This is a genomic window from Williamsia limnetica (assembly GCF_003217475.1).
Taxonomy (GTDB): Bacteria; Actinomycetota; Actinomycetes; order Mycobacteriales; family Mycobacteriaceae; genus Williamsia; species Williamsia limnetica.
In genome coordinates, this window is the sequence record NZ_QJSP01000012.1 from 199,989 (window position 1) to 225,615 (window position 25,627).

Here is a 25,627-nt window from a genome sequence, read left to right on the forward strand (position 1 = left end):
GTATGCAATAGGCCCCACGAAATGAACATTTAACACTCAAACGCAGGACAGAACCGAAGTCCTTGCCTAGATTGTGAACAATACCGACCTACGGAGATGAGAATGACTCGTGCAGTCGACCGGGTGTACGCCCACATCCGGGACGCGATCGTCGATGGTCGCTACGCACCCGGCGCACGGCTCGGTGAGGTCGAGATCGCGGACCTGACCAGTACGAGCCGTACGCCGGTCCGTGAGGCGCTGCGCCAACTCGAGATGGAAGGACTCGTCGAGGTCCTGCCGCATCGAGGTGCGCGGGTCTACGAGTGGACGGCTGAAGATCTCGAGGAGATCTACGACCTCCGGATGACGCTGGAGGCCATGGCGGCCGCACGCGCGGCGAGCCGCATCGAGCCCAAGGACATCGATCGGATGGCGGAGCTCTGCGACCTGATCGAGGTCGCTGCGGTGTCCGGTCCCGACCAGCGCCTCGATCTGGTTGCCCAACTCAACGACGAGTTCCACGCGATCGTCCGGTCTGCTGCGGCGAGCAATCGGCTGACCACCATGCTCGGTGCCGTCATCCAGCTCCCACTGGTGATGAGAACTTTTCATCGCTATGCCCCCGAGGACCTCACACGTAGCTGCGCTCACCACCGGGATCTGGTGGCGGCGCTGCGCAATCGCGACGAGGTGTGGGCGGAATCGGTCATGCGCGCACACGTGCGGGCGGCGAAATCGGTGTTGTTGCAAGCGCTCGCCGCAGACACTCGACCGGTCGCCACCGCGGCCGCCAACGGAGCAAGGAGTTCTTGACATGACAACTGCCGCCGCCGCGGGACCGTTGACCGACCTGCGCGTCGTCGAAATGGGTCAGCTGTTGGCCGGACCGTTCTGCGGGCAGTTGCTCGCCGACTTCGGTGCGGAGGTGATCAAACTCGAATCGCCGGGGGTCGGCGACCCGATGCGGCAGTGGGGTCGCGAAAAGGCGCACGGTAAGTCGCTCTGGTGGCCGGTCGTCGCCCGCGGCAAGAAGTCGGTGACCTGCAATCTGCGCAGTCCCGAGGGGCAGGAATTGGCCCGTCAGATCATCGCCGAAGCCGACGTGGTGGTCGAGAACTTCAGGCCGGGAACCCTGGAACGATGGGGCCTGGGCGTCGAAGAACTGCACAAGATCAATCCTGGGCTGATCGTCGCCAGGGTCAGCGGATACGGCCAGAGCGGCCCGTACTCAGCCCGGGCAGGATTCGGTTCGATCGGCGAGGCGATGGGTGGGATCCGTTATGTGACAGGAGATCCGACGAATGCTCCGTCTCGCGCGGGAATCTCGTTGGGCGACTCCCTGGCGGCGGTCTTCGCGACGATCGGGGTGCTGGCGGCGCTGCACCATCGGGAGAAGACGGGGGTCGGGCAGGTCGTCGACTCGGCCATCTATGAAGCCGTGCTCGCCATGATGGAGTCGCTACTGCCCGAATGGGCCATCGGTGGCTATCAGCGGGAGCGCACAGGTTCGGTCTTACCGAACATCGCACCGAGCAACGTCTATCCGACGAAGGAGGACAGCATGATCCTGGTCGCGGCCAACCAGGACAGCGTGTTCGGGCGTCTGGCGACCGCCATGGACCGGCCTGACCTGATCGATGATCCGCGGTATCGCGATCACGCGTCACGCGGAGTCCACATGGAGGAATTGGATGAGCTGATCGCATCCTGGACGGCGGAACGCGGTACCGACGAACTCCTGGAAGCGCTCCACGAGGCGGGGGTGCCCGCGGGGCGGATCTACACCGCCCGCGACATGTTCGCCGATCCGCACTTCGCAGCTCGCGACGCGATCGTGAAGCTGGCCCACCCGGACTTCGGGGAGTTCCCGATGCACGGGGTGTTCCCCAAACTGAGCGAGACGCCCGGCGCCGTCCGGCACACAGGCCCCGAGCTCGGTCAGCACAACGCAGACATCTATGGCGTGCTGCTCGGACTCACCGAATCGGACCAGGCCGCTCTCGCCGAGCGCGGCACCATCTGACACCCAGCTTTCCCACCCAACCACCCCTGGAGATCCGCATGCGATATCGGCTCGGAGTTGACGTCGGCGGCACATTCACCGACGTGCTGCTGCTCGAAGAAACCTCCGGAACCACGTTCCGGGCCAAAACCCCATCGACGCCCGCAGATCAGTCGATCGGCGTGATGAACGGTGTGACGAAAGTGTGTGCCGAGGCGGGTATCGACTTCGCCGAGGTCGGGCAGGTCCTGCACGGCACCACGGTCGCCACCAACGCGATCCTGCAGAACAAGGGGGCCAAGGTGGGGCTGGTGACCACCGACGGCTTCCGGCAGGTGCTGCAGATCGCCCGATCGTTCGTACCCGGTGGATTGGCAGGCTGGATCATCTGGCCCAAACCTGAGCCGCTGGCCAAACTGGAGGACACGGTAGAGGTGGTCGGCCGACTCGCCGCCGACGGTTCCGAGGTGACGGCGCTCGACGAGGGCCAGGCCCGTGCGGCCCTGAGCTCACTGTCGGGAGCGGGGATCGAGGCGCTGACGATCTCGTTGATCAACTCCTATGCCAACGACGCCCACGAGAAACAGGTCGCCGCGTGGGCCGCCGAGGAGTTGCCCGGCGTCCCGGTATCGATCTCCAGTCACGTCCTGCCCGAGATGCGGGAATACGAGCGCACCCTGACCACCGTCGCCAACAGCTATGTGCAGCCGGAGGTGGCGCGGTACGTCCGCAATCTCGACGCCACCCTGCGGGACAAGGGGATCGAGGCTCCCTTGTCGATCTTGCGCAGCGACGGCGGGCTCGTGCAGTCGGCCAAAGCCGCGGAAGACCCGGTCTCCCTGCTGCTGTCGGGACCGGCGGGCGGAGTGACCGGCGCCGTGTGGTTCGCCGAGCAGGCGGGGTTCGCCGATTTCCTGACCTTCGACATGGGCGGCACCTCTACCGACGTGGCCCTCGTGCTGAACGGCGAGCCGCGTATCGGCAGGGAGACCAAGGTCGGTGACCTCGCGGTCAGGGCGACCAGCGTGGACGTCCGCACCGTGGGTGCGGGTGGCGGGTCGATCGCGCACGTTCCCGAGTTGACCAAGGCGCTGCGGGTCGGTCCGCAATCGGCAGGTGCCGACCCCGGGCCCGCGGCCTACGGCAGCGGTGGCACGGAACCGACCGTCACCGACGCCAACGTCGTATTGGGATACCTGCCCAGCGAACTGGCCGGCGGTGAGGTATCCCTCGACGTCGATGCCGCGCGTAGGGCGGTGGCAACCGTCGCCGACGCCATGGGCCTGGAGAGCCCGGAGGTCGCTGCGGCAGGCATCGTCGACATCGTCAACGAGAACATGTTCGGCGCGCTGCGGTTGGTCAGCGTCCAACAGGGTTTCGATCCCCGGGACTTCGCGCTGGTCTCCTTTGGCGGCGCGGGCCCGTTGCACGCCAATGCGCTCGGCAGGTTGACTGGCTCCTGGCCCGTCATCGTGCCGCCCTCCCCGGGTGTGCTGTGCGCGTACGGCGACGCGACGACTTGCCTGCGCGACGAGAGTGCCCGCACCATGATCCGCGCGTTCTCCGAGACGACCGACGACGAATTGCGTACGGCCCTGGACGAACTGGCAGAATCGGCCGCCGCCAGGCTCGCCGCCGAGGGTGTGCCCGCCGATCAGCAGACGGCCAAGTATCAGGTGGATCTGCGCTACCACGGTCAGGGATTCGAGATCCCCGTGGACCTCGACCCGAAGGTCCTGGCGGGTGGAGAGGTCCTCGCAGGGCTCGGTGAGGCCTTCGACGCCGAGCACCAGCGACTGTTCTCCTTCCTGTTGAAGAACGAGCGCGAGGTGATCAACCTGCGGGTCACGGTCAGCGGTCCCCGACCTGAGGTGGCGTGGAAAGAGCTGCCTGAAGGAGGTTCCGACGCTTCCGATGCGCTGACCGATACGAGTGAGGTCTGGATGGACGGGGCGCACGTCAGCGCCGGGATCTACGACCGCTCGAAGCTCAGTGCGGGCAACGTCGTCACCGGACCTGCGGTGATCACCGAGATGGATTCGACGACCCTGGTCCTGTCCGGACACGCCGCCACCGTCCACACCAGTGGAAGCCTGCTGATCCGCCCCGTCTGAACCGGCGCCGCACCGAATCACCCGAACTGCTCGAGATACACACCCCCCGTAGGAGATCTGATGGCCACCATCATCGAAACCAGCACCACCGGAGTGAACAAGGTGCCGGTCGATCCGGTCACCCTCGACATCATCGAGAACGCCCTGCGCAACGCGCGGTACGAGATGGACGAGGTGTTGTTCCGCACCGCGCTGTCGCCGGGGATCCGGGAACAGCACGACGAGTTCCCGCTGATCGCCGACCCGAGCGGAAAAATGGTCGTGGGACAGTTCGGGCTGTCCGTGCCCGACTTCCTCGACAACTTCAACGGGACTGTCGGCGAGGGCGACATCCTGCTCACCTCGGATCCGTACGCCTGCGGCGCGGCGATCAGCCACGCCAACGACTGGCTCATCGTGCTCCCGATCTTTCACAGCGGCCGCGTGGTGGGGTGGTCTTCGATGTTCGGGCACATGTCGGATGTCGGTGGCAGCACCCCGTCGTCGATGCCGGCCGACGCCCACACGATCTATGAAGAGGGCGTGATAATCCCGCCGTTCAAGCTCTATGACCAGGGCCGGCTCAATGAGACCGCCCTCGAGATCATCCTGAACCAGGTACGGATGCCCGACTGGAACCGCGCCGACCTCAACGGCCTGGTCGCCGCCTGCACCACCGCGTCCCGTCGGATCGTCGAGTTGTGTGACCGTTTCGGTGTCGATGTCTATCTCTCCGCGCTCGACGCGCTACTCGACCGTAACTATCAAGCCATGAAGGTGCTGCTCGCGACGCTCTTCGTCGATGGTGAGACCATCGAGTTCAGCGACTACATCTGCGACGACGGATGCGGCTACGGCCCCTACAAACTCACGATCAAACTGACGCGGCACGGGGAGAAGATCCACCTCGACTTCAGCGCCGACGCCGCGCAGGCAGTCGGGCCGATCAACTACTTCATCAATGAGAATCTCGTGCGGATGTTCTTCGGCATCTACGTGATCACCATCGCCGATCCCCAGATCCTCTGGAACGACGGGTTTTACCCGCTCATCGATGTGACCATTCCGGAGGACTCGTTCTGGAAGCCGCGATTTCCTGCAGCGCTCAACGGTCGAAATCACGGAATCGGTAGGGTGTTCGATCTGTTCGGTGGACTGCTGGGCCAGGGAAACCCGGAGATCCTCAATGCCGCGGGCTTCTCATCGTCGCCGCACTTCATGTACTCCGGGCACTACGACGGCGGTGCCCGCGACGGTGAGTGGTTCCAGCTCTACTCGATCGGCTTCGGCGGGATTCCGGGCCGTCCGATCGGTGACGGGCCGGACGGTCACTCACTGTGGCCGTCGTTCGTGAACATCCCGTGCGAATACCTCGAGTCGTACTACCCACTGCGGGTCGAGCGCTGGGAGACGATCACCGACACCGGTGGCGCCGGGCTGCACCGCGGCGGCAACGGAGTCGACGTCGCATATTACTTCGAGCAGCCCGGAACCATTGCGATCCATGACGATCGCTGGCTCACCTACCCGTGGGGTGTCAACGGGGGCAAGCCCGGCGCGCGCGGTACCAAGTGGATCAAGAGGGTCTCCGGTGAGACCGAAGTGCTGCCCAGCAAGATCCACGACGTGGAGGTCGCCCGGGGCGACGTGCTGCACTTCATCACCTGGGGCGGTGGTGGCTGGGGCGATCCGCTCGCCCGCGATCCCGAGATCGTCGCGCTCGAGGTCCGCCGCGGTCTGGTCAGCGTGGAGGGTGCGGCCGACGGCTACGGCGTCGTCTGCACCGCGAACGGCGAAATCGATGCCGCGGCGACCGAGGCCCGCCGGGAGTCGATTCGTTCCGAGCGTGGCGAACTGCAGACTTTCGACATGGGCCCGTCCATCCCAGAGATCCTCGAGCGGTGCGAGGCAGAGACCGGGCTGCCGGCCCCGAGGCCGCCGGTGAACGTACGGAAGGCGGTACGGGCGTGAGCGATACGCTCGCGTCCTACCACGAGTCAGGGTTCGCCGGACTGCTCGGGCCCGGCCGCAGTCCGGCAGTGCTGGCCATCGATCTGGCGATGGCCTATCTGGACGACTCCTCGCCGTTGCGGGCGCCGGTCGACGATGCTGTAGCGGCCTCGGCGGCACTGGTGGGCGCGGCCCGGGCGGCGGGGATTCCGGTGATCTTCACCCGCGTCAGTTATCAGCGCGGTGGGATCGACGGTGGCTTGTTCGTGCGAAAGATACCAGCGCTGAGGGTGTTCGAGGAGGGGTCACCGCTCGCGGAGTTCGTTCCGAATCCTCATCCCGAGCCAGGGGAGACGGTGATCACGAAGCAGTATGCCAGCGCCTTCTTCGGGACAACACTGGCCGCGACCCTGACTGCGGTCGGCATCGACACGCTCTACATCTGTGGTCTGAGCACCTCCGGTTGCATCCGCGCCAGCGCGACAGACGCCCTGCAACACGGCTTTCGCCCGCTGGTGGTCTCCGATGCCTGCGGCGATCGCGAGCAATCATTGCACGAGGCGAATCTGCTCGACCTGCAAGCGAAGTACGCCGATGTGCTCACCCTCGACGAAGCCGTGGCGCAGCTGACCCCCTGACACTCCCGATGATGGGTTGTTATGGCGGTCCCCACCTGCGCTTTTGTTCGCCAGAACGACCCATCATCGGGGTGGGGCTAGCCGAGCCAGGCCATCTGCTGGGTCCACGCAGGGCCCGCATCGGGGGCGTCGTCGCGGGTGACCGTCGCCTGGATCAGACCGTAGGGACGATCGTCGGCGTTGAACACCTCTTTGTTGTTCTCCAGCCCGAACGGGGAGAGGTCGTAGACGAAGTGGTGGATGTTCGGTGCCGACAGCTTGACCTCGGCGATGAAGTCGTACGTCTCCAGGATGGTCTTGCCCATCTGGTAGAGCGTCTGCTGCAGCGCCAATGACTGGACCGTCGCGAACGTGTCGACGATGATCTGCTTGATCGCCGGGTAGATCGCCTCCCAGTCGACGTCGGTGGTGGTGAAGCGCCACTTCGCGACAAGGGACGTCGACATCACGCGGTCGGTGGTCGGCTGCAGAATGGTGTATTCGTCCTCCAGGAAGTCATGGAACTCCGACCCGGTCGACTTCAGGACGACCAGATCCTTCAAGCCTCCGATGACCCAGGTCTTCTGGCCCTCACCCTTGCCTTCGACGGTGATGTCCGCGGTGCGGACCTCCTGGCCCTTGCGGACCCAGGTGTGGTCGTGTTCCTTGCCGTCGACCACCGCGCGTTCCCAGGCGTACTCCTCGATCTCGATCCGCGCCCCGTCGACGGGTTCGTAGTCGTCGACGAAATGGCGGGCGAGTTCGAGCCCATACTGCTCGATACTCGCGATGCCCTTTTCCTTGGCATAGGCGTACGCGGTCTGCTTCTGGGTGTCGGTGGGCAGGACCTTTCTCTGGTCACCGTCAGTGTGGGCGGCCGTGAAGTCGCCGCGCAAGGCGCTGCCGACGTTGATGTCCTTGATCTCGTGTCGTGGGGTCTCGCGGTAGATCCGGACCACACGGTTCTCTGCCTTGCCGTACTGGTTCTCGCCCAGGATGATGCCCATAGTGCTTTGTAGTCACTTTCTTTTCGGTCAGCTACCGCGGTAGGTGGAGTATGCGAAGGGGCTGAGCAGCAGCGGGACGTGGTGATGTCGCGACGTGTCGGTGACCGCGAACGTGATGGTCACCTCGGGGTAGAAGTTCTCCATCTCTCGTGCGCTGAACCACGACCCGGTGTGGAAGGTGAGGCGATAGACCCCTGCAGGAATCTCGCCGCCCGTCACCGAGGCGATCCGGCCGTCGGAATCGGTCTCCGCAGAACCCAATTCGAGCCCATCAGCGTCGCGCAGCGAGACGGTGAGTCCCGGCGCGGGGAGCCCTGTGACGGCATCGAGGACGTGGGTACTCAGTCCGCTCACGGGTGCGCCCCTTCCTCGTCATCGACGTAGTGGACGGCGGGCTCCAGCATCACGCGTAACCTCCGGCGATTGATCTTCCCCAATTCCATTCGCATGACCCGCCTCTCGGTCTGGGGGTCGTTGCTCATCCGTTCCTTGAGGATCGCCAGCAACTCCACCGCCGGTCTGCCGTTGGCGAACACGAGATATACATGGCCGAACTTGTCCTCGTACTCGGCGTTGCACTTCTTGAGCTCATCGATGATCGCGGCATCAGCACCCGCGACGCCCGATTGCTCGCTGGCCGAGGATGGGTTGTCCGCGCGATCGCCGATGCGTGGGTGTCCGTCCAGTGCCTCGTCGAGATCGGATTCGGTGAGCTCGGCCAAGATCAGATCCGCACGCTCGAACAGCGCTTCGTCGTCGGGAAACGGACGCCCGGCCGCAACCCGGATCGCCCAGATCCGGGAGGTGCAGCACTCGTAGAGGGCATGTATGGCCGCGCGGTCGCTCAGTTCGTTGAAGCTCTCGACACCACGCCAGTCGACTCGTCGCACTGGTCCTGCCTCTCGTATCAGCCCATCACATCTTGGAAACGGTTGAACCGGGCCGAGACAATGGGATTGGCGTCCGCCACGAGATCGTCGAAACGGTAGTTTGCTATCTTCGCGATCTCGATCAGGGCAAACGACTTCTCACTGCCTGCTGCATTGTCCATGCGAGTCCAGCCATTTCGGAGTACACGCTCGTATCGTTCGGTCTCTCTGGCGCAGATCACCAGGGGGAAACCGAACTGCTGACGGTAGGCCTTTGCCATCTCGACGATGTTATCGTGCTCTTCCTCTTCGAGATTGGACAACGCGGTGTGATCTGAGGCGATCATGTCCCCGACCTCGTCTTCGGCGTCGAGATCGGGGAAGGCCCTGATCAGCTCGAGTTGCTGTTCGTCACTACCGGTCAACAAGGCGTCCTGGAACGAAGCCCGCAGGTCATGCGCATTCTCGAACGGTCTCTGTTCGTACGCTGCGTCGACGACCCACGTCACGTTCTGTACGAGCCCGCCGAAGGTCTCACGGAACTTCTCCAGGCTCATCTTGTTGATCTCGGCGAGGCGGATGGACCCACCGCCCGCGATCGCCACCCCGCGACTACCGGTGTGGAAGAACAACAGGTTCAGCAGCAGTGCTGTGATGGCGCCCATGGTGATACCCGCCCCGAATGGGATCTGCAGCAAGACACCGGGGACAGCCTGGTCGACACCGGACATACCGGGCACCTGCACCACATTGCCGTCGACGATGACCTCGGACGGCGCCGAGGACTGGCTGAACTCCACGTACAGACCCATGGCGAGCGAGGTGCTGACGATGATCAGGTTGCGGTGGTCGGTGAAGTCGACCTTCCCCAGAGTGTGGATGCCGACCACGGCGACCGTGGCGAACAGGGTCATCGCAGCGCCACCGAGCACCGGTGCCGGGATGGCTTCGACGATCTTCGCCGTCTTGGGCAGCAGGCCCAGCAAGATCATGATGCCGCCGGCGGCGGCGACCACCCATCGACTCTTGACGCCGGTGAGGCGCACGAGCCCGACGTTCTCCGAGAAGGCGGTGTAAGGAAACGAGTTGAAGATGCCGCCGATGACGGTGGCGAGGCCATCCGCGCGGACGGTGGCCGCGATGTCTTCCTTCTTGATGCGCTTGCCGACGATCTCACCGGTTGCGAACACCGAACCGGTGGATTCGACGGCGATGATCATCATGACCACGATCATCATCACGATGGCGATGAGGTCGAACCGTGGCGCACCGAAGGCGAAGGGCGGGGTGAATCCGACCCAGTCGGCCTCACCGACCGCGCTGAAGTTGGTGTCGCCGAGAACCCAGGCGATCACGGTACCGACCACCAGGCCGAGCAGGACCGCGATCGTCGCCCAGAAGCCGCGGAAGAACCGCTGCATGAGGACGATGAGGAAGATGGTGCCCACCGCGTACAGCAGCCAGCGGCCGTTGCCGGCATCCGAGGTGTGCGTGGCGGGATCGGTCGTCGCGTCACCGATGCCGACAGGCAGCAATGCGATACCGATGATCGTGATGATGGTTCCGGTCACGACTGGAGGGAAGAACCGGATCAGTTTGGCGAAGAACGGTGCGATCAGGAACGTGAAGATGCCTGCGCAGATGACGGCTCCGTAGACGGTCAGCAGGCCGACGCGTTCGCCGCCGTTGTCGTTGGCGATCTTGATGACCGGTGCGAGCGCGGCGAACGTGATGCCCTGCAACAAGGGCAGCCGGACACCGATCTTCCAGATGCCGACTGCCTGCAGGATGGAGGCGATCCCACAGGTGAAGAGGTCAGCGGTGATGAGCATCGTGAGGGCGTCGCCGTCCAGTCCGATGGCGCCGGCGATGATGAGCGGGACCAGCACTGCGCCCGCGTAGAACGCGATGACGTGCTGAAAACCGAGAACCGCCAGTTTGCCGACCGGTGGCACCTCGTCGACAGGATGGATTCGCTTCTTCTTGACGGAGGGAACGGGGGGAGTGGTCGTGGAGTCGGCTTCGGGGTCGCTGCTCATCGTGATACCTCGTGGGTGGGAGGGTCCTACAGGGCGCACAGCGGTCGGACGGTCGGCCGCATTGCTCAGAGAAAGGATCACCCCAACTCGACCCACCTGCAGGATGAGAAAAACGAATATATCGTCGCCGACATGCGGTCGGCTCGCGATGAAACTGCGGTGGACACCTCCCGGCCGAGGGGTGTCCGGGAGGTGAGATGTGCAGAGTCCGATTGAGAGTGGTGCCGCCGACGCCGGGGCTGCTGCGGTCGTGGGAGTGCTCCTCGCCGCGGGTGGCGGAACCCGCTACGGGATGCCGAAAATCCTTGCGGAACAGGGCGAGTGGTTGCGCGCCGGCGTTGCCGCGCTGACGGCAGGGGGATGCGGGCGAGTGTTCGTCACCATGGGTGCGGCGGAGGCAGAGATGCCTCGCGGCGCCGAGGCGGTGCGGGTTCCGACGTGGGACAGGGGCCTGAGCGAGTCGGTGCGCGGTGGGCTCGTCCGGGCTCTCGACTGCGAGAACGTGGTCGGCGTAGTTTTACACGTTGTTGACATTCCGGATGTCTCGGCACCGCAGGTCGAGAGACTGCTCAGCGCTGCGGGCCCGACCCCGGGTTCGCTGGCCCGGGTGTCCCATTTCGGGCATATCGGTCACCCGGTCTACATCGGTGCCGATCACCTTGGCCCCGTGCTTGATTCACTGACCGGTGACCGCGGCGCCGGGCCCTACTTCGCCGGACGCCACGACGTCATCGAGGTTGAATGCGGCGACCTCGGAACCGGCACCGACCACGACTTCCCCAGGCGCTAGAGACAAACCCACCCGTTCCATGCACACCCAGTGGTTGCAACACCTGGGTCTGCATGGAACGGGTGGGTCTGTGGCTTGCGCTCAGTACCGGCCGACGATCGTGTAGCCGAGAGCGCCTTCGGCGAATCTGCGAACCACCGGGCGCGCGGCGGCGAGCGGTTCCTCGTGGCCTTCGCGGGCATAACCGGTGATGTGGGCCTCGCCCTCGTCGCCCAGCGGTTCGATGGCGATCTCGGCCAGCATCTCACCGGTGGTGGGTTCGCAGACGGCCCAGGTGAACCGGGTTTCGTCGTCCCACCCACGTTCGCAGGCGCGCACGTGATCGGGGTCGGTGACACCGGCCAGCGCGAGCGCCGGCCGGTCGGTCACCCGGTCGTCATCACGCAGGGCGCGCAGATACCACGCGCCTGCGTTGATCTCGACGGCTTCGATTGCGCAGGCCTACTTGAGCTCGAACAAGACGGTGCCCTGGGTGACGGCGGCGCCGGCTTCGATGGCCAGGCCCGTCACGACGCCGTCCTTGTGCGCGGTGACCGGATTCTCCATCTTCATGGCCTCGAGGACCACAACCAGCTCGCCTGCGGTGACCTCTTGACCTTCGGTCACCGCAACCTTGACCACGGTGCCCTGCATGGGCGCGGTGACGGAGTCGCCGGACGCAGCTGCAGCGCCGCCCTTGGCGCGGGTCCGGGCCTTCGGCTTCTTCTTGACGGCACCGTTCGAGCTGCCGCCCCCAACGCCGAGTGCCAGATCGCCGGGCAACGAGACCTCGAGACGACGTCCGCCGACCTCGACCACGACGGTCTTGCGGGGCTCGGCATCGTCTTCCTCGATGGGCTGCGCGCCGGTGTAGGGCTCGATCGGGTTCTCCCAATCGGTTTCGATCCACTTGGTGTAGATGTCGAAGCCCTCGCCGTCGCCGATGAACGCGGGGTTCGAGACGATGTGGCGGTGGAAGGGGAGCACGGTGGCAAGGCCCTCGACCTGGAACTCGGCAAGCGCGCGACGTGACCGCTCGAGCGCCTGCTCCCGGTTCTCGCCGGTGACGATCAGCTTCGCGAGCATCGAGTCGAACTGGCCGCCGATGACGTCACCCTCGACAACGCCCGAATCGACGCGGACGCCGGGACCTGTCGGCTCCTTGTAGACGCTGATCGGTCCGGGTGCGGGCAGGAATCCGCGGCCGGCATCCTCGCCGTTGATGCGGAACTCGAACGAGTGTCCACGCGGGGTGGGGTCCTCGGTGAACTCGAGCTTTTCGCCGGCGGCGATCCGGAACTGCTGACGCACGAGGTCGATGCCCGCGGTCTCTTCCGTGACGGGGTGCTCGACCTGCAGGCGGGTGTTGACCTCGAGGAAGGAGACGAGGCCGTCGGCGCCGACGAGGAACTCCACGGTCCCCGCGCCGTAGTACCCGGCTTCCTTGCAGATGGCCTTGGCCGACGAGTGGATGCGCTCACGCTGCTCTGTCGTCAAGAAGGGGGCGGGAGCCTCTTCGACGAGCTTCTGGAAACGACGCTGCAGCGAGCAGTCGCGGGTGCCGGCGACGATGACATTGCCGTGCTGATCGGCGATGACCTGGGCCTCGACGTGGCGGGCCTTGTCGAGGTAGCGCTCGACGAAGCATTCGCCGCGACCGAAGGCGGACACGGCCTCGCGGGTCGCCGAGTCGAACAGCTCGGGAATCTCTTCGATCGTGTACGCCACTTTCATACCGCGGCCACCACCACCGAATGCCGCCTTGATCGCGACGGGGACACCGTGCTCCTGTGCGAAGGCGACAACCTCGCTGGCGTCTTTCGCGGGATCCTTGGTGCCGGGCGCCATGGGAGCGTTCGCCTTCAAGGCGATGTGACGCGCGGTGACCTTGTCACCGAGGTCGCGGATCGACTGCGGGGATGGTCCGATCCAGGTGAGTCCCGCATCGATGACGGCCTGCGCGAACTCGGCGTTCTCGGAGAGGAAGCCGTAGCCCGGGTGGATGGCGTCGGCACCGGACTTGGCGGCAGCGTCCAGGATCTTGTCGAAGACGAGGTAGGACTCGGCCGAGGTCTGGCCGCCCAGTGCGAAGGCCTCGTCGGCCAGCTTCACGAAAAGGGCGTCCGCATCGGGTTCTGCGTACACCGCGACGCTGGAAAGGCCGGCGTCCTTGGCGGCCCGGATCACTCGAACCGCGATTTCTCCGCGGTTGGCGATGAGGACTTTCGTGAGTGCTGTGCTGGCGTGACTTGGCACTTGATCTCCTGTTGGGCGCTGGTGGATGAGCGTCGGCGACATTGTCTCGGGTATCGATGTCTCGGTACGTGGGCCGCCGCGGCCACGGGTCGTGGGCGGCAGCACTCAATGGAGTCTAAGCACCTCGTTCTCCGGGCTCGACCCCAACCCACAGATCGCTCGTTCGGTGCGGATTTCCTACTCGCGGGTAACTTTTCCGTAGGTGCTCTGGTCGCCGATCGCGGTGACGAAATCCCCGAATGCGCCGAGGAAACGGGCGACCTGATTGTGGGTTCGTCCGTGGGACGGGAAGCGCGCCGAGATGCGTAACCCCGACGCAGTGCGGTTGACCCAGATGTACACCTCGTCCGCCGAATAAATGTGACTGCGAAGAACCCGTGCCCGGCCGGCATCCGCCTCGGCGTTACCGGGGGCGAAACGTAGATCGATGAACGAGACCACGAACTTCGGCTCCGGGAAGTCGAAATCCTGGCCCAGGATCTCGCCGACGCGCAGGAACGGCAGATTTGCGGCTTTGCGGACCCGCCGTAGCTCGTCGGTGGCACGCCCGATTGCCTGGCCGAAGTCGGCGGCCTGGGAGCTGTCGAGCCGGAACGGGACGGTCGCCACGAACCAGCCCAGCGCCCCGAACCATTGCTGATCCCCACGGGTGTGCCGGGGAATGACGCAACGCAGGACCGGACCACCACCGAGGTCTGCGTACACCGCACCCAGCGCCGCCATGACGCCGGCGAACAGAGATCCGCCTGCAGCCGAGCACACAGCGGTGAACCTGTTGGTCTGGTCGTCGTCGAGCAGCTCCGCGGTGATCGACCCCTGCGGGGTGAGTTCGGCATGCTCTCCGGCGTCGGACGCCTGGCCGAGTTGCTCACCGTCCGGCTCGGCTTCGGCGTCATCGCCGAGTTCGAAGCCCGGTAGTGTGCCGCCGGTGTCGCGAAGAAAGTCCGACCACACGGCGATCGCCTCATGATCGCTGCCTGCAGCATCGGCCTCCCGGCGCTGGTACGCACTGAAATCGACATAGGATCCGACCGCGGGCAGCTCGGGCGGGACCTTGCGGCGGCTCGCGCCGTACAACGACACCAACTCGTGCTGGGCCATGATCAGCGAGTAACCGTCGACCAGGGAGTGGTCTGCCGCGAACAACAGCGTGAACGAGCGTTCCCGCGCGACCGTGGCGAAAATGTATGCAGGCCACTGCAGAGGCGCCGTCGCGCGGTCAAAGGTGCCGCTGAGCTGGTCGAGTAGAGGACCCGGTTCGCCGTACCAGCCGACCTTCCCCATCTTCAGTTTCACCGAGCCGGGCGGCGTCGTCATCCGGGCCAGCCGATCGGCCCAGATGACAACATGGCTGCGCAACACCTCGTGCCGGTCGATCCACATCGAGAAAGTGGAGCGGATCGCAGGGATGGACAGCGGCTCGTCGAAATCGATGGCCAGTCCGAGCCAGGATTCGCGCCCGCCCTCACGGCGGTGGCGGAGCCGGTATTCGAACGCCGAACGCAGGTGCTGCTCGTGATTGTGGGACGTAGGCCGGGAATCGGCCTTCCAGTGGGCCAATCCGCCATCGGTGTACGGCGACCACTCGACCAGCCCGCCCGGTTCGACGGGCTGGTCCATCATCTGTATGAACTTCATCGACCCGTCGGGCCCAGGTGCGCCTTGATGCGAGCCAGCATGGCTGCCATCCCGCGAAGCCGCAGTGGACTGATCGCGGAGTCGAGACCGAGACTGGTGTAGAAGTCTCCGGGCACGGCCAGGATCTCGGCCGCACTGGCGCCGTTGAGGCCCTGATGGAGGATGGACGCGAAACCACGGGTGGTCGGCGCCTGCGGTGGAGCGCTGAAGTAGAGCTGGATCGAGTCGGGATCGGAGTCGTCCACCGAGAGGAACAACGGCGACTGGCACTCGGGGACAGGCTCCATCGCCGCCTCTGCGAGGTCGTCCGGCAATTCGGGGAGCTCGTCGGAGAACTCGAGCAGCAGTTGGATCTTCTCGGAATCAGTGAGGGCGGCGAAGTCCTCGATGATCTCGTCGAGCGCCGCGGTCACCGCGTGCCACTCGCGGTGCCTGGTTCCTGGCCGGTGACGATCGGCGCCCGCACCGCATTGCCCCATTCGGTCCAGGAGCCGTCGTAGTTGCGGACCTTGTCGAAACCGAGCAGATGGGTGAGCACGAACCAGGTGTGCGATGACCGCTCGCCGATGCGGCAATAGACGATCGTCGGCTGGCCGGGGGCGAAGTCGGAATACAGCTCGCGCAGCTCCGCAGCCGGTTTGAAACGCCCGTCCGGGGCCGCGGCCTTGGCCCACGGGATCGACACCGCAGTCGGGATGTGGCCGCCGCGTAGCGCGCCTTCCTGCGGATACTCGGGCATGTGGGTGCGCTCACCGGTGTATTCCTGCGGAGACCGGACGTCGATGAGGGGCTCGCTACCGATGAGCTCTTTCACCTCGTCGGCGAAAGCTCTGATCTGCGAGTCGTCGCGCTGCACCACCGGGTAGTCGGATTCGGGGTAGTCCGGCACATCGAAGGTGATGTCGCGGTCCTCGGAGAACCAGGCGTCACGGCCACCGTCGAGCAGGCGGACGTCTTCGTGGCCGAACAGCGTGAACACCCAAAGGGCGTAGGCAGCCCACCAGTTGCTCTTGTCGCCGTAGATCACCACGGTGTCGTCGCGGCGAATCCCTTTGCTGCGCATCAGCTCTGCGAACTGCTCGCCCGAGATGTAGTCACGGGTGACCGGGTCGTTGAGATGTAGGTGCCAGTCGACCTTCTGAGCGGTCGGGATGTGCCCGATGTCGAACAGGAGCACGTCTTCGTCGGATTCGACGATCTTGAGACCGTCGGTGCCGAGGTGGGCGCTGAGCCACTCGGTACTGACCAGGCGCTCTGGGTGAACGTACTCGGCAAAGCCGGGGTTGTTGTCGATCTCCACGGTCACGGGTTTGCTCCAAATCGGCTGGGCGGTGCAGGGCGAATACCTCACGAGCGTAATGCGCAGCAGGTGTGTGTGGAGTTACCAGGGTTGCCGCAGGAATCGGGACAGTTCGTCGAGGAAGGACGCGATGACCCGTTCGGCCGCCTCGGTACCCGGATACCGGCTGCGCAGGGCGAGTCCGCGCTCGGTCCGAGATATCCAGAACTGCGCGTCGTCGGCGGTGGTCACGTTGGACACGTGGTGCGCCCCGATGTTCTCGTGCGCGGCCGCGCCGGGCAGCCTTCGGTAGTCGACGAACGAGACCATGAAGATGTCGCTGCGCTGGTGGTTGAGCCCACCCATCGCGGCGAGCACGTGCGGCACGGGTACCTCTCCCAGGGCCACCGCCGTGCGTAGTGCAGGCCCGGCACGCTGCACCGATTCGGTGAAGTCCTCGGTCGCGGCGACCTTGATAGGCGCGTTGGTCGTGAACCATCCGACGGCTCCGCGCCACTGTTCGGATCGGCGGGTGTGCAGAGGGAACAGCAAGGACAACTGTGGTCCGCCGCCCAGGACCCGGATGCACCGTGCCATCGCGGCGAGCACGCCCGCGAACACCGTCGCGCCGTTGGCTCGGCAGAACACCTCGAACGCGGCCGCGGTCTCGGTGTCGAGCAGTTCGCGCAGGTCCACGGTTGCAGGCGCGGACTCGCCGGGCGCGAGTCCGAGGTCGAGAGGAAAACCCGGGGGCGTGTTGTCGTGCTCGTCGAAGAAGGCGAGCCACGCACGCATGCGAGGGTCTCTCGGACCGATGATCGCGGCCTCCGCTTCGACGGCGCAGTAGTCGACGAAGCTGCCGGTCATCGGCATCGCATCGGCAACGAAGCCGCCGGGCTCGTCGAGGCAGCCGCGATAGAGCTGATGGAGGTCGTCGATGATGATCGACATCGAGTACGCGTCCACGTGGGCGTGGTCGAACCCGCAGAAGACGGTCGAACGCTCGGTCCGATCGATGGCCGCGAGGAGATAGGCCGGAAAACCGAACGGGTGACACGCGGTGTTCAGTGTGGTCCACAGCAGGTCGCGCAGGTGCTCGGGAGAGTCGGCCGGGACAACAGGTTCCTGGTTCAGGACGAGGTCGGCCGGATCATAGAGTTCGCGTTCGATCTCGCCGTCACGTCGTACGAAGGCGCTGTGCAATGTGCCGTGCCGCGTGATCAGCAGCCGGTAGGCGCGCTCGAGGGCCTTGACGTCGATCGGGCCGTCGATGTCGAAAGCTGCTGCCAGCCAGGTACTTCCATCTTCGGCTCCACGGAGATGGAAGCCCTGGTTGAACGAGGGCGGTACCGTCGAGGCGACCGGCGCGGCAGCGGTGGAGTCGACCGTCCACTGCAGCAGTCCGCCGGCGTCGGGTAGATAGCGGTCGATGGTGGTGACATGCAAGCGCGGTTACCTCGATCCGATGTTCACGGCAGACGCATCTGTTCGCCCTGCACACCCGTAGGTTGTGGACCCGGTACAGGATAGTCGCCGTCGACCACAACTCTGTCGAAGACCGACCACAGATGTTCGTGATATCGCTTGATCTGAAGCTGCGCCAGGGTGGTGTCCGGGGTCTGGCTGCCGAGGTAGAGGCGGTCGTCGTCACGGTTGAACCACATCGAGGCGTTGGCGGTCCGGCCCTCCCCGGTGAACAGCACACCGCGGTCGTACGCCTGGCCGCCGTGTCCGGGAAATCGACGAAAATCGATGTACGAGAGAAGATTGGGGCTCGCAGTCACATCGGCCGGGTCGGCTCCCGAGCCCAGCAGCGCGGCGATCACGCTCTGCGCGGGCACCGCGGCGAGACGTTTGGCCCGGGTGTAACCGGCCAGCGCTGCGGGTATCAGATCAGTGAAAGCGCCTGCGCCCGCGACAGGAAACGCGACCGGGGCGAAGTTGCAGAACCAGCCCTGCGCCATCCCGAAGTCGGCGAGCAGCCGCGTCGCGAGTACCGAGATACCGAAGTAGTCGGTTCTGTCGGCCAATTCGTACTCGGTGATCGCGACCGCGGCGTAGATCCCCGACAGGAACGTGCCGCCGGCGTCCCTGCAGACGCGATCGAAGCGGGCGATACCGCCGGCGTCGAGCAGATCGAGTTCGATGGGACGAACCGGCGCCGTCTCACCGGGCTCCAGACCCATGTCGAGGGGGAATCCCGGCATTGCACCGCCGTGAGATTCGAAGATGTCCAGCCACTCGACGACGGCAGGCGAGCCGGGGTCGCAACTCGCGGCAAGGTGATTCTCGAGCCGGGCGTACTCGAGGAAACTGCCGGTCGGTGCGCTCGCGAAGTCGGCCGGTGCGTTCCCGGTGATCTCGCTGTCGTACAACTCTGCGATCTCCGCGAGCGCCAGCGCCTGCGACGCCCCGTCGCTCAGCGCGTGGTCGCATCCGTAGTACAGGGTGAAGCCGCCGGGCCGACTGATGGCTCCGAAGGCGAACCCCGGCCAGCTCGTGGCGACCGCCTCGCGCTCGAAGCGACCGTGGAGGTATTCGCGGAACTGTCCGGACTCGGTGAACTGTCCGGCCACTGTGACCTCGAAATCGACAGCCTCCCAGTCGAGTAGATGACGGGTGACCTCGACACCATCGGTGTCGAACCAGGTGCGCAGTCCCTCATGACGCAGTACGAAGGTACGCAGGGCCCGGGTCAGGGCATCCGAATCGAGATCACCGTCGACGTCGGTGCCCGATCCCAGATAGGCCGTGTGGTCGACCCCGCTCTGCCGGGCGGCGTGACACGCCCGGATGTGGTTTTCCTGCAGGAACGACAGTGGGCCCGCGTCGTCAGGGGCCGCCGCGGCGTGCCGGCGCGCGTGCGCGGTCGGGTGCCACTCGAGCAGGGTGCCACCGTCCGGGGTCCACCAGTCCATTGCGGTGATGATCACGTTGAGCGCCTTTCTTGTGCCGACGAGTAGTTGGCCCACGGGCCTGGTTGCGTTCCTGGACTGCCTCTTGTGCCCTGAACGGTGTTCAGGCCGGGAACTTGTCTTCGGAGTAGCCGATGGTGAGGGAGGTGAGAGCCTGCCCGGCGGTCCGATGGTCACCGAGGTGTGCGAATCCGAGCAGTAGTGCGCCGAGGGCTTCGACAAACCGTCGCACTCCGGCTTCGGCGACCTCGGTTCCGGGGAAGCGGGCCGACACCGTCATACCGACCGGGGTTCTGGCGATCCACAGATACACCTCGTCGTCCGAGAACGTGCCGCTACGCAGGGTGCGACCGCGCCACCGCTCCCAATCCGCCGCGCCGGGTACGAATCTCACGTCGAGGTACGACACGACGAACTGCGGGGCCGCCTGCTCACCGAGCAACTGCGCAATGCGGGGGTAGGGATAGCGGGCGATGCCCTTGGTGGCGGACACCGCCTCGGCGCCTGCGTTCAGGCAGTCGCCGAAGGTGGCGGCGCGCGAGATGTCAACCTCGACCGGGATGATGCCGACATACCACCCGATCGATTCGACGTATTGGGACTCGTGTCGGGTGTGTACGGGCATCACGAATCGCAGCGTGGTGTCGCCGACGAGAGCGTGTTGGGCGAGCGCGAGGGCAGCGAGAACGGCTGATTGCACGGTATGTCCGAGTTCGCGGCAGTGGGCGTTGACCTGCCCGACCTGCTCGGTGGACAGCAGCCACGTGGACATCCCGTTCTGCTGATGACCGGCATGTGGGTTGATGCCGTCGGGCCTGACCGGTAGACCGAAACGGGGGAACTGGCCGTTACCGGCATCGAGGAATCGCTGCCACTTCTCGACTGCCTGATGCTCGGTCGTGAGCTCGCCGCCGACGACGCGGTCATGCGCACTGAAGTCGACATGACTGCCGATCTCGGGCAGAACCGGATCGACCCCGCGGAGCTCGCGTGCGTACAACCGTTGGATCTCGCTGATCGCCAGCAGCATCGAGTACGCATCCATCACCGAATGGTCGGCTCCGAAGACGACCAGGAAGCCGTCACCGGCGATCTGGGCCTCGGCGCCCGACACTGTCGCGACGAGGCAGTGCGGCCACGCCAGCGGCGAGATCCGGTTGTCGAACAGTTCGATCAGATGCGCACGGACGCGAGTTCCGCCGCTGAGACGCCCGACCGTGGTGGGCAACATGTCGAGCGACTCACCGGAACTGGTCAGTCGGATGAGGCTGTTGTTGCTCTGGGAGTCAACACTTCTGGTCACGGTGGTTCGAAAGGTTTCGTGCCGCAACATCCAGGCCCGCAGGGTTCGCCGGACGGCGTCGGCGTCGAAGGGTAGATGGACTTCGAAAGCCGCTCCAAGCCAGGGTGATTGGCCTCTAGCAGGCTTGCCGGACATGCCCCGCCTGTAGTGGTCTTCGTGATCATAGGTGAGAGGGCGGGCATCCACGGACCAGCACGCGGCGTCGTCGCCGATGGTGGGTATCCACTCGGTGAGGCTGCCCGACGGCAGTGGATAATCTGCAAGTTCAGTGAATTCCATGGCCCCGCATCCGGTTTCGGGTGGTGACGTGTGATTGTCGATCGCTGTTCGTCGCCAGAGGTGCTGACTGCGCACCCCAATCGTATGACCCGGTGCTCGTGATTTCGCCGCGAGAATTAAGTGTTGTTCATCACGTTTAGCGTTGCAAACGGTCCGGCAACACATTCTTCCGAATGTGGACGACGGTGCTGAGAAAGCCCTCGAAACAATCGCTGGGCAGGCAGTTCGTGCCTCACTGGACGTGGGGTGGGCCGGTGGCGGTACCTCCTGCCCGAGTACATTTTGCGCGTTGGTGTCGGTCGTGTGACAACGATGTGAAATAAGTTGGCTTATAGTGTTTTTCGAAAGTCCGCCAGCGGGTTTCGCAGTTTGTGCGCTCTTGCGGGATTTCGGCGGCAGGGACTAGCCTTCAGTGGTGGGGGTTTGAACGCCTGGTGAAAAACATGCGTTGTTCGACATTTCTTCTGCGTTATCTGTTGGCGCCGTGGCCACGCTCAAAAGCGACCGACCACGGCGACCGGAATTGTTCTCAGATAGGAGGAGAAAACACCGATGGGCAACCAATCACGACTGGCAATAGAGGCGACCGGGCTGAGGAAGAACTACGGCAGTTTCTGCGCGGTCGACGGTATCGATCTCGCAGTGCCTGCGGGGATCGTTTACGCCGTACTCGGACCCAACGGGGCCGGCAAGACCACCACGGTGCGCATGCTCGCAACGCTGCTCCGACCCGATGCCGGACATGCCACAGTGTTCGGCTACGACGTGGTCCGCGATGCCACAGCCGTTCGTTCGCTGATCGGGGTGACGGGCCAGTACGCATCCGTGGACGAGGATCTGACAGCAGCTGAGAATTTGATGATCTTCGGCAAGCTCCTCGGTCTCTCGCGGGCCAGAGCCAAAATCAGAGCAGCCGATCTGCTCGAGGAGTTCGGCCTCGAGACCGCGGCCGGCAGGTCTTTGAAGCATTTCTCCGGCGGCATGCGTCGACGACTCGATCTCGCCGCCAGCCTGATCTCGCGGCCTCCATTGTTGTTCCTCGACGAACCGACCACGGGCCTCGATCCGCGAACGCGCGCGCAGATGTGGAGCACGATAAGACGCTTGGTCGCAGCAGGTTCCACTGTTCTGCTGACCACGCAGTACCTCGAAGAAGCCGACCAGCTCGCCGATCGCATCGCGGTGATCGACAACGGCCGACTCGTCGCGGACGGGACCGCAGACGATCTGAAGGCAGCCGTCGGCGTCTCGACCCTGATGGTGGCCTTGAGTGATCCGACGGCCGCTGGGAAGGCCGCGGGCATTGTCGCCGGCTTCACTCGCACGGAGGTCACCGTATCCGGCAACGGGGGGATCGCCGCGCCGCTGGACGATTTGTCCTTCATGCCGGAACTGTTGTTCGCGTTGCGGGCGGCCGGCATCGAGCTGCGTGAGATCACGGTGCAGAAGCCGAGCCTCGACGAGGTCTTCTTCGCCATCACCGGACAACCCGCCGAAGTATCTGCGATTGAAAAGGACGCGGCATGACTGCCGGTACCGGTGCGCCTTTCGGTTCGGAGATCTCCGCACTGCTCGCCGATCGGCAGATCCCGAGTCACGTGTCGATGGGCCGATCGGTGTCGCAGGCGCTGACGATGGCCGAGCGCGGGCTGCTGAAGATCAAACACAATCCGCAACAGTTGTTCGATGTGGTCATCCTGCCGATCGTGTTCACGGTGCTGTTCTCGAGCATCTTCGGCGGCGCCATCGCCGGGAACGTAAATGCCTATCTCCCGCTGCTCATCCCTGGTGTACTGGTTCAGGTCGCGGTCGCGGCGTCGGTCACCACCGGTGTCCAACTGCGGGAGGATCTCGACAAGGGCGTCTTCGATCGTTTCAAGTCCCTGCCCATCGCTCGGATATCACCATTGGCCGGTTCTTTGCTGGCAGACGTGGTCCGGTACGTGGTGGCGTCCGGGGTGACCGTGGCCGTCGGGTTGGCGATGGGGTACCGGCCCGGAAGCATCGCCGGGCTGTTCGCGGGCTGCCTGCTGGTCATCGTCGTCGCGTTCTCGCTGAGTTGGATCTTTGCGCTGATGGGGGTCCTGATGAACAAGGCCTCGACTGTGCAGGGCGTCTCGATGCTGATCCTGATGCCACTGACTTTTGTGTCCAACGCGTTGGTGCCCGTCACGACACTGCCCGACTGGATGCAGTCTTTCGCGTCGGTCAATCCCGTCTCGCATCTCGTCTCGGCGGTGAGGGAACTGGCCGTCGATGGACATTTCGGGCCACAGATCGCCTGGTCACTGATCGGGGCGCTGGTCGTACTCGCCGTCTTCGCGCCACTGACCCTGCGGGTCTACATGCGCAAGACCTGATCAGAAATGTAGCGGGTCCGGTGATCGGAGGAATTGATGGATTCGAAGTGTTTGTCGGTGGTCGTCCCCACGTTCAACGAAGAGGAGGTGATCGGCGAATGTCTGGAACGTCTGAGCCGACAACTCGATCACATCCTGGAGATCGTGGTGGTCGACAACAACTCGACAGACAAGACGGCAGACATAGTGGCCACGTTCGCCGAGCGGTATCCCGAGATCAGGATGATCTCCGAGACCCGCCAGGGCTTGGTCTTCGCACGTAATGCCGGCCTCGATGCCAGCACCGGCCCAGCGATCGCGAGAATCGATTCCGACACACGTGTTCCCTCGCACTGGGCCGCAACCATCGTCGAGTTCTTACAAAGCGATACCGATCACCGATGGGCGGCCCTGTGCGGACGGGGGGAGGCGTATGGCCTGCCCTATGGCACGGCCCTGAGCGATCTGAAAGAGCGGTTGAGTCCACAGCGCGCACGACGGGCGTCAGCGGCACGTAGTGACAAAGGCGATCCCATCGAGGCCAAAGATGTCCCGGTGCTGTACGGCTCCAACATGGTGCTGCGCCGCGAGACGTGGCTGCAGATCCGCGAGCGCGTCAGCCTTCGGCGCGATCTGTTCGAGGACGTCGACACCGGGCTCTGTGTGCAGGAATCGGGTGGTCGCAACGCATTTCTGCCGGCCATCACCGTAGGTGTCTCGCCGCGGCGCATGGAAACCAGCATGGCCGGATTCGTGTCCTACATGGCCTGCCTTCCGCGAACATTGTTGCTACACAGACGCTTCGGATGGGCATTGCTGGCATCTGTGGTGTACTTGCCGACGGTCACCGCACTCCATGCAGCGCGTTTGATGGTGATCCGGGCCTATGACAAGGAGACCGGGGAGTTCGCCGTCAAGAACGTATTGCGACCGACACACGATCGGATCATGCCGTGAGATCCTGGGCCGCTGCGCGGGGACAGGCGCGCTCGGGGTGCGGGGTCATCGCGGCCGCACGGCATGCTCGACGAGTGTTGCTGCTGCGGTGACCGCAGCGGAAGCTGTGACCAACTGCTCGGACAGGGCTTGTGCTCTGCGGGTGTGATCGGGGGTCAGCAGCGTCTCGAGAGCACTGCCGAATCCACGTGCATCGATCCCGGCGAGCGGAAAACCCAGCCCGGCGCCGCGGCGACGGATCTGCCTGCCCCACATGGGTTGATCGGCTCCCAGCCAGTAGATCAGTGTTGGCAGTCCCGCACGCAGTGACGCGGCGGTGGAACCTGCGCCGCCGTGATGGACCGCCCCGACGCACCGAGGCAGGACGGCGTGGTGGTCGACCGTGGGAACCGCTAGCACCCTGTCGTCGGGCCCGTCGTATGTGAGCCCGCCCCAGCCAGTGGCAAGGAGAACCCGTAGCCCCAAAACCTCGGTGGCAGAAGCGATAGCCCGTACCAAGCCATCGGGATCGGCCACGGTCATACTGCCGAATCCGACGTAGAGGGGCGGTGGTCCGGCATCGAGCCAATCCATCAACCGATCTTCGGAGTGCCCGTCGGCCATCAACTCTCGCGTCTGTGGCGCGAGGTCGAAGAACCCCACCAGGGGTCTGCGCTTTCCCCATTCGACCGCCAGTCCGGGGAACAATGCGGCGTCATAGGCTTGGATCTCCGGTACTCCTTGCCTGCCTATACGGGTGGCCACAGGGGCGTCGACTGCGGTGAGCCCCACCTCGGCTGCGAGTGTCTTCTCGGCCGACCGGGTTGCGCGCCATAGGATTTGTTCGAGTATCGTCCAGCTGATCCGCGCGAGGGCCCGCGGGCGGTCGATGCCGAACTGGGTGAGCAAGGACACCTCGCCGTTGCGGCGGATGGGACACAGGTGGACGGGAATGTACGGGATGCCCCGCACCAGCGCGACATTGAACGCGCGCTCTTGACCTGCACTGCCTCCGATGATGGCGTCCGCGTCGGTGGTGAGGTCGAGCAGATCCTGCTGCATGGTTCTGCCGCCGCGGAGCGTGATCTCCGACACGGCATGTAATCTCGTGACCGGATTGGCGGATCTGAGATCCCGCGAGACGACTTCGGAACGGAGCAATTCGCCGGTGTCGAGCCCATATCCGTGCACTCGCAGACCGGCCGCGGCGGCGAATTCGGTGAGGTTCGGTGGGACGGCGAGAACGATATCGTGCCCGCGACCTGCCAATTCGCAGCCCAGCGCGATTGCTGGCTGCACATCACCGCGACTTCCGTTGAATGCCAACACAAATTTCATCGTTCCTCGATTCGGC

22 protein-coding genes are annotated in these 25,627 nt (G+C 64.8%); 9 read left to right on the forward strand and 13 right to left on the reverse strand.

The genetic code is table 11. The annotated features are described in order from the left end of the window. The first annotated feature begins 102 nt into the window (after positions 1-102). From DFR67_RS20485 to DFR67_RS20505, 5 genes are read left to right on the forward strand one after another with little or no spacing between them, the layout of a single operon-like run. Complete coding sequence (locus tag DFR67_RS20485; protein ID WP_211325115.1) at positions 103-795, forward strand: GntR family transcriptional regulator; 693 nt, start codon at positions 103-105, stop codon at positions 793-795. A 1-nt stretch (position 796) separates the two neighbouring features. Then, positions 797-2,005, forward strand: coding sequence for a CaiB/BaiF CoA transferase family protein (locus DFR67_RS20490; protein ID WP_110471340.1), 1,209 nt, complete (start codon positions 797-799; stop codon positions 2,003-2,005). A gap of 38 nt (positions 2,006-2,043) precedes the next feature. After that, positions 2,044-4,098, forward strand: a complete 2,055-nt coding sequence (locus DFR67_RS20495) for a hydantoinase/oxoprolinase family protein (protein ID WP_110471341.1) — start codon at positions 2,044-2,046, stop codon at positions 4,096-4,098. Between the two features lie 60 nt (positions 4,099-4,158). After that, positions 4,159-6,048, forward strand: coding sequence for a hydantoinase B/oxoprolinase family protein (locus DFR67_RS20500; RefSeq protein ID WP_110471342.1), 1,890 nt, complete (start codon positions 4,159-4,161; stop codon positions 6,046-6,048). Further along, positions 6,045-6,665: an isochorismatase family protein gene (locus DFR67_RS20505; protein ID WP_110471343.1), complete on the forward strand. Its 621-nt coding sequence runs from the start codon at positions 6,045-6,047 to the stop codon at positions 6,663-6,665. Before DFR67_RS20500 ends, DFR67_RS20505 begins: the two co-directional genes overlap by 4 nt. A gap of 77 nt (positions 6,666-6,742) precedes the next feature. On the opposite strand, the gene pucL is transcribed toward DFR67_RS20505, so the two are convergent. From pucL to DFR67_RS20525, 4 genes are read right to left on the reverse strand one after another with little or no spacing between them, the layout of a single operon-like run. Beyond that, on the reverse strand, positions 6,743-7,651 hold the full coding sequence (pucL, locus tag DFR67_RS20510; protein ID WP_110471344.1) for a factor-independent urate hydroxylase: 909 nt from the start codon (positions 7,649-7,651) through the stop codon (positions 6,743-6,745). Positions 7,652-7,678: 27 nt separating this feature from the next. Next, complete coding sequence (gene uraH, locus DFR67_RS20515) at positions 7,679-8,005, reverse strand: hydroxyisourate hydrolase (protein WP_110471345.1); 327 nt, start codon at positions 8,003-8,005, stop codon at positions 7,679-7,681. Beyond that, positions 8,002-8,541, reverse strand: coding sequence for a 2-oxo-4-hydroxy-4-carboxy-5-ureidoimidazoline decarboxylase (gene uraD / locus DFR67_RS20520; RefSeq protein ID WP_110471346.1), 540 nt, complete (start codon positions 8,539-8,541; stop codon positions 8,002-8,004). Before uraD ends, uraH begins: the two co-directional genes overlap by 4 nt. A 17-nt stretch (positions 8,542-8,558) precedes the next feature. Next, positions 8,559-10,559 (reverse strand): solute carrier family 23 protein, encoded by a 2,001-nt coding sequence (locus DFR67_RS20525; RefSeq protein WP_110471347.1) that lies wholly within the window; start codon positions 10,557-10,559, stop codon positions 8,559-8,561. Between the two features lie 199 nt (positions 10,560-10,758). Between DFR67_RS20525 and DFR67_RS20530 the strand changes: the two genes are divergently transcribed. Further along, on the forward strand, positions 10,759-11,349 hold the full coding sequence (locus tag DFR67_RS20530) for a nucleotidyltransferase family protein (protein WP_281268354.1): 591 nt from the start codon (positions 10,759-10,761) through the stop codon (positions 11,347-11,349). Between the two features lie 81 nt (positions 11,350-11,430). Here the strand turns inward: DFR67_RS20530 and DFR67_RS20535 are convergent, their stop codons facing one another. The 8 genes from DFR67_RS20535 to DFR67_RS20570 form a co-directional block, all read right to left on the reverse strand. After that, complete coding sequence (locus tag DFR67_RS20535) at positions 11,431-11,781, reverse strand: hypothetical protein (protein WP_110471348.1); 351 nt, start codon at positions 11,779-11,781, stop codon at positions 11,431-11,433. A 9-nt stretch (positions 11,782-11,790) separates the two neighbouring features. Then, positions 11,791-13,584: an acetyl-CoA carboxylase biotin carboxylase subunit gene (locus DFR67_RS20540; protein WP_211325116.1), complete on the reverse strand. Its 1,794-nt coding sequence runs from the start codon at positions 13,582-13,584 to the stop codon at positions 11,791-11,793. Positions 13,585-13,761: 177 nt separating this feature from the next. Next, positions 13,762-15,222, reverse strand: coding sequence for a condensation domain-containing protein (locus tag DFR67_RS20545; protein WP_110471350.1), 1,461 nt, complete (start codon positions 15,220-15,222; stop codon positions 13,762-13,764). Further along, on the reverse strand, positions 15,219-15,635 hold the full coding sequence (locus DFR67_RS20550; RefSeq protein WP_245938059.1) for a SufE family protein: 417 nt from the start codon (positions 15,633-15,635) through the stop codon (positions 15,219-15,221). Before DFR67_RS20550 ends, DFR67_RS20545 begins: the two co-directional genes overlap by 4 nt. Continuing rightward, complete coding sequence (locus tag DFR67_RS20555; RefSeq protein WP_110471352.1) at positions 15,632-16,528, reverse strand: sulfurtransferase; 897 nt, start codon at positions 16,526-16,528, stop codon at positions 15,632-15,634. The genes DFR67_RS20550 and DFR67_RS20555 overlap by 4 nt, the downstream gene beginning before the upstream one ends. 75 nt (positions 16,529-16,603) lie before the next feature. Beyond that, positions 16,604-17,947 carry a condensation domain-containing protein gene (locus DFR67_RS20560; protein ID WP_110471353.1) on the reverse strand — a complete coding sequence of 448 codons (1,344 nt, stop codon included), beginning with the start codon at positions 17,945-17,947 and terminating at the stop codon, positions 16,604-16,606. A 23-nt stretch (positions 17,948-17,970) separates the two neighbouring features. Further along, a complete protein-coding gene (locus tag DFR67_RS20565; RefSeq protein ID WP_110471399.1) occupies positions 17,971-19,434 on the reverse strand; it encodes a condensation domain-containing protein in 1,464 nt (487 codons plus the stop codon). An 85-nt stretch (positions 19,435-19,519) separates the two neighbouring features. Continuing rightward, positions 19,520-20,998 carry a condensation domain-containing protein gene (locus tag DFR67_RS20570; protein WP_158540003.1) on the reverse strand — a complete coding sequence of 493 codons (1,479 nt, stop codon included), beginning with the start codon at positions 20,996-20,998 and terminating at the stop codon, positions 19,520-19,522. A gap of 552 nt (positions 20,999-21,550) precedes the next feature. Between DFR67_RS20570 and DFR67_RS20575 the strand changes: the two genes are divergently transcribed. Genes DFR67_RS20575 through DFR67_RS20585 form a run of 3 tightly spaced genes read left to right on the forward strand, consistent with a single transcriptional unit; the run spans position 21,551 to position 24,294 of the window. Then, a complete protein-coding gene (locus DFR67_RS20575) occupies positions 21,551-22,525 on the forward strand; it encodes an ATP-binding cassette domain-containing protein (protein WP_110471355.1) in 975 nt (324 codons plus the stop codon). After that, positions 22,522-23,358: an ABC transporter permease gene (locus tag DFR67_RS20580; RefSeq protein WP_170135251.1), complete on the forward strand. Its 837-nt coding sequence runs from the start codon at positions 22,522-22,524 to the stop codon at positions 23,356-23,358. The genes DFR67_RS20575 and DFR67_RS20580 overlap by 4 nt, the downstream gene beginning before the upstream one ends. A gap of 36 nt (positions 23,359-23,394) precedes the next feature. Beyond that, positions 23,395-24,294, forward strand: coding sequence for a glycosyltransferase family 2 protein (locus tag DFR67_RS20585; protein WP_110471356.1), 900 nt, complete (start codon positions 23,395-23,397; stop codon positions 24,292-24,294). A gap of 45 nt (positions 24,295-24,339) precedes the next feature. Here the strand turns inward: DFR67_RS20585 and DFR67_RS20590 are convergent, their stop codons facing one another. Further along, complete coding sequence (locus DFR67_RS20590) at positions 24,340-25,611, reverse strand: glycosyltransferase (RefSeq protein WP_110471357.1); 1,272 nt, start codon at positions 25,609-25,611, stop codon at positions 24,340-24,342. Positions 25,612-25,627: the final 16 nt, after the last annotated feature.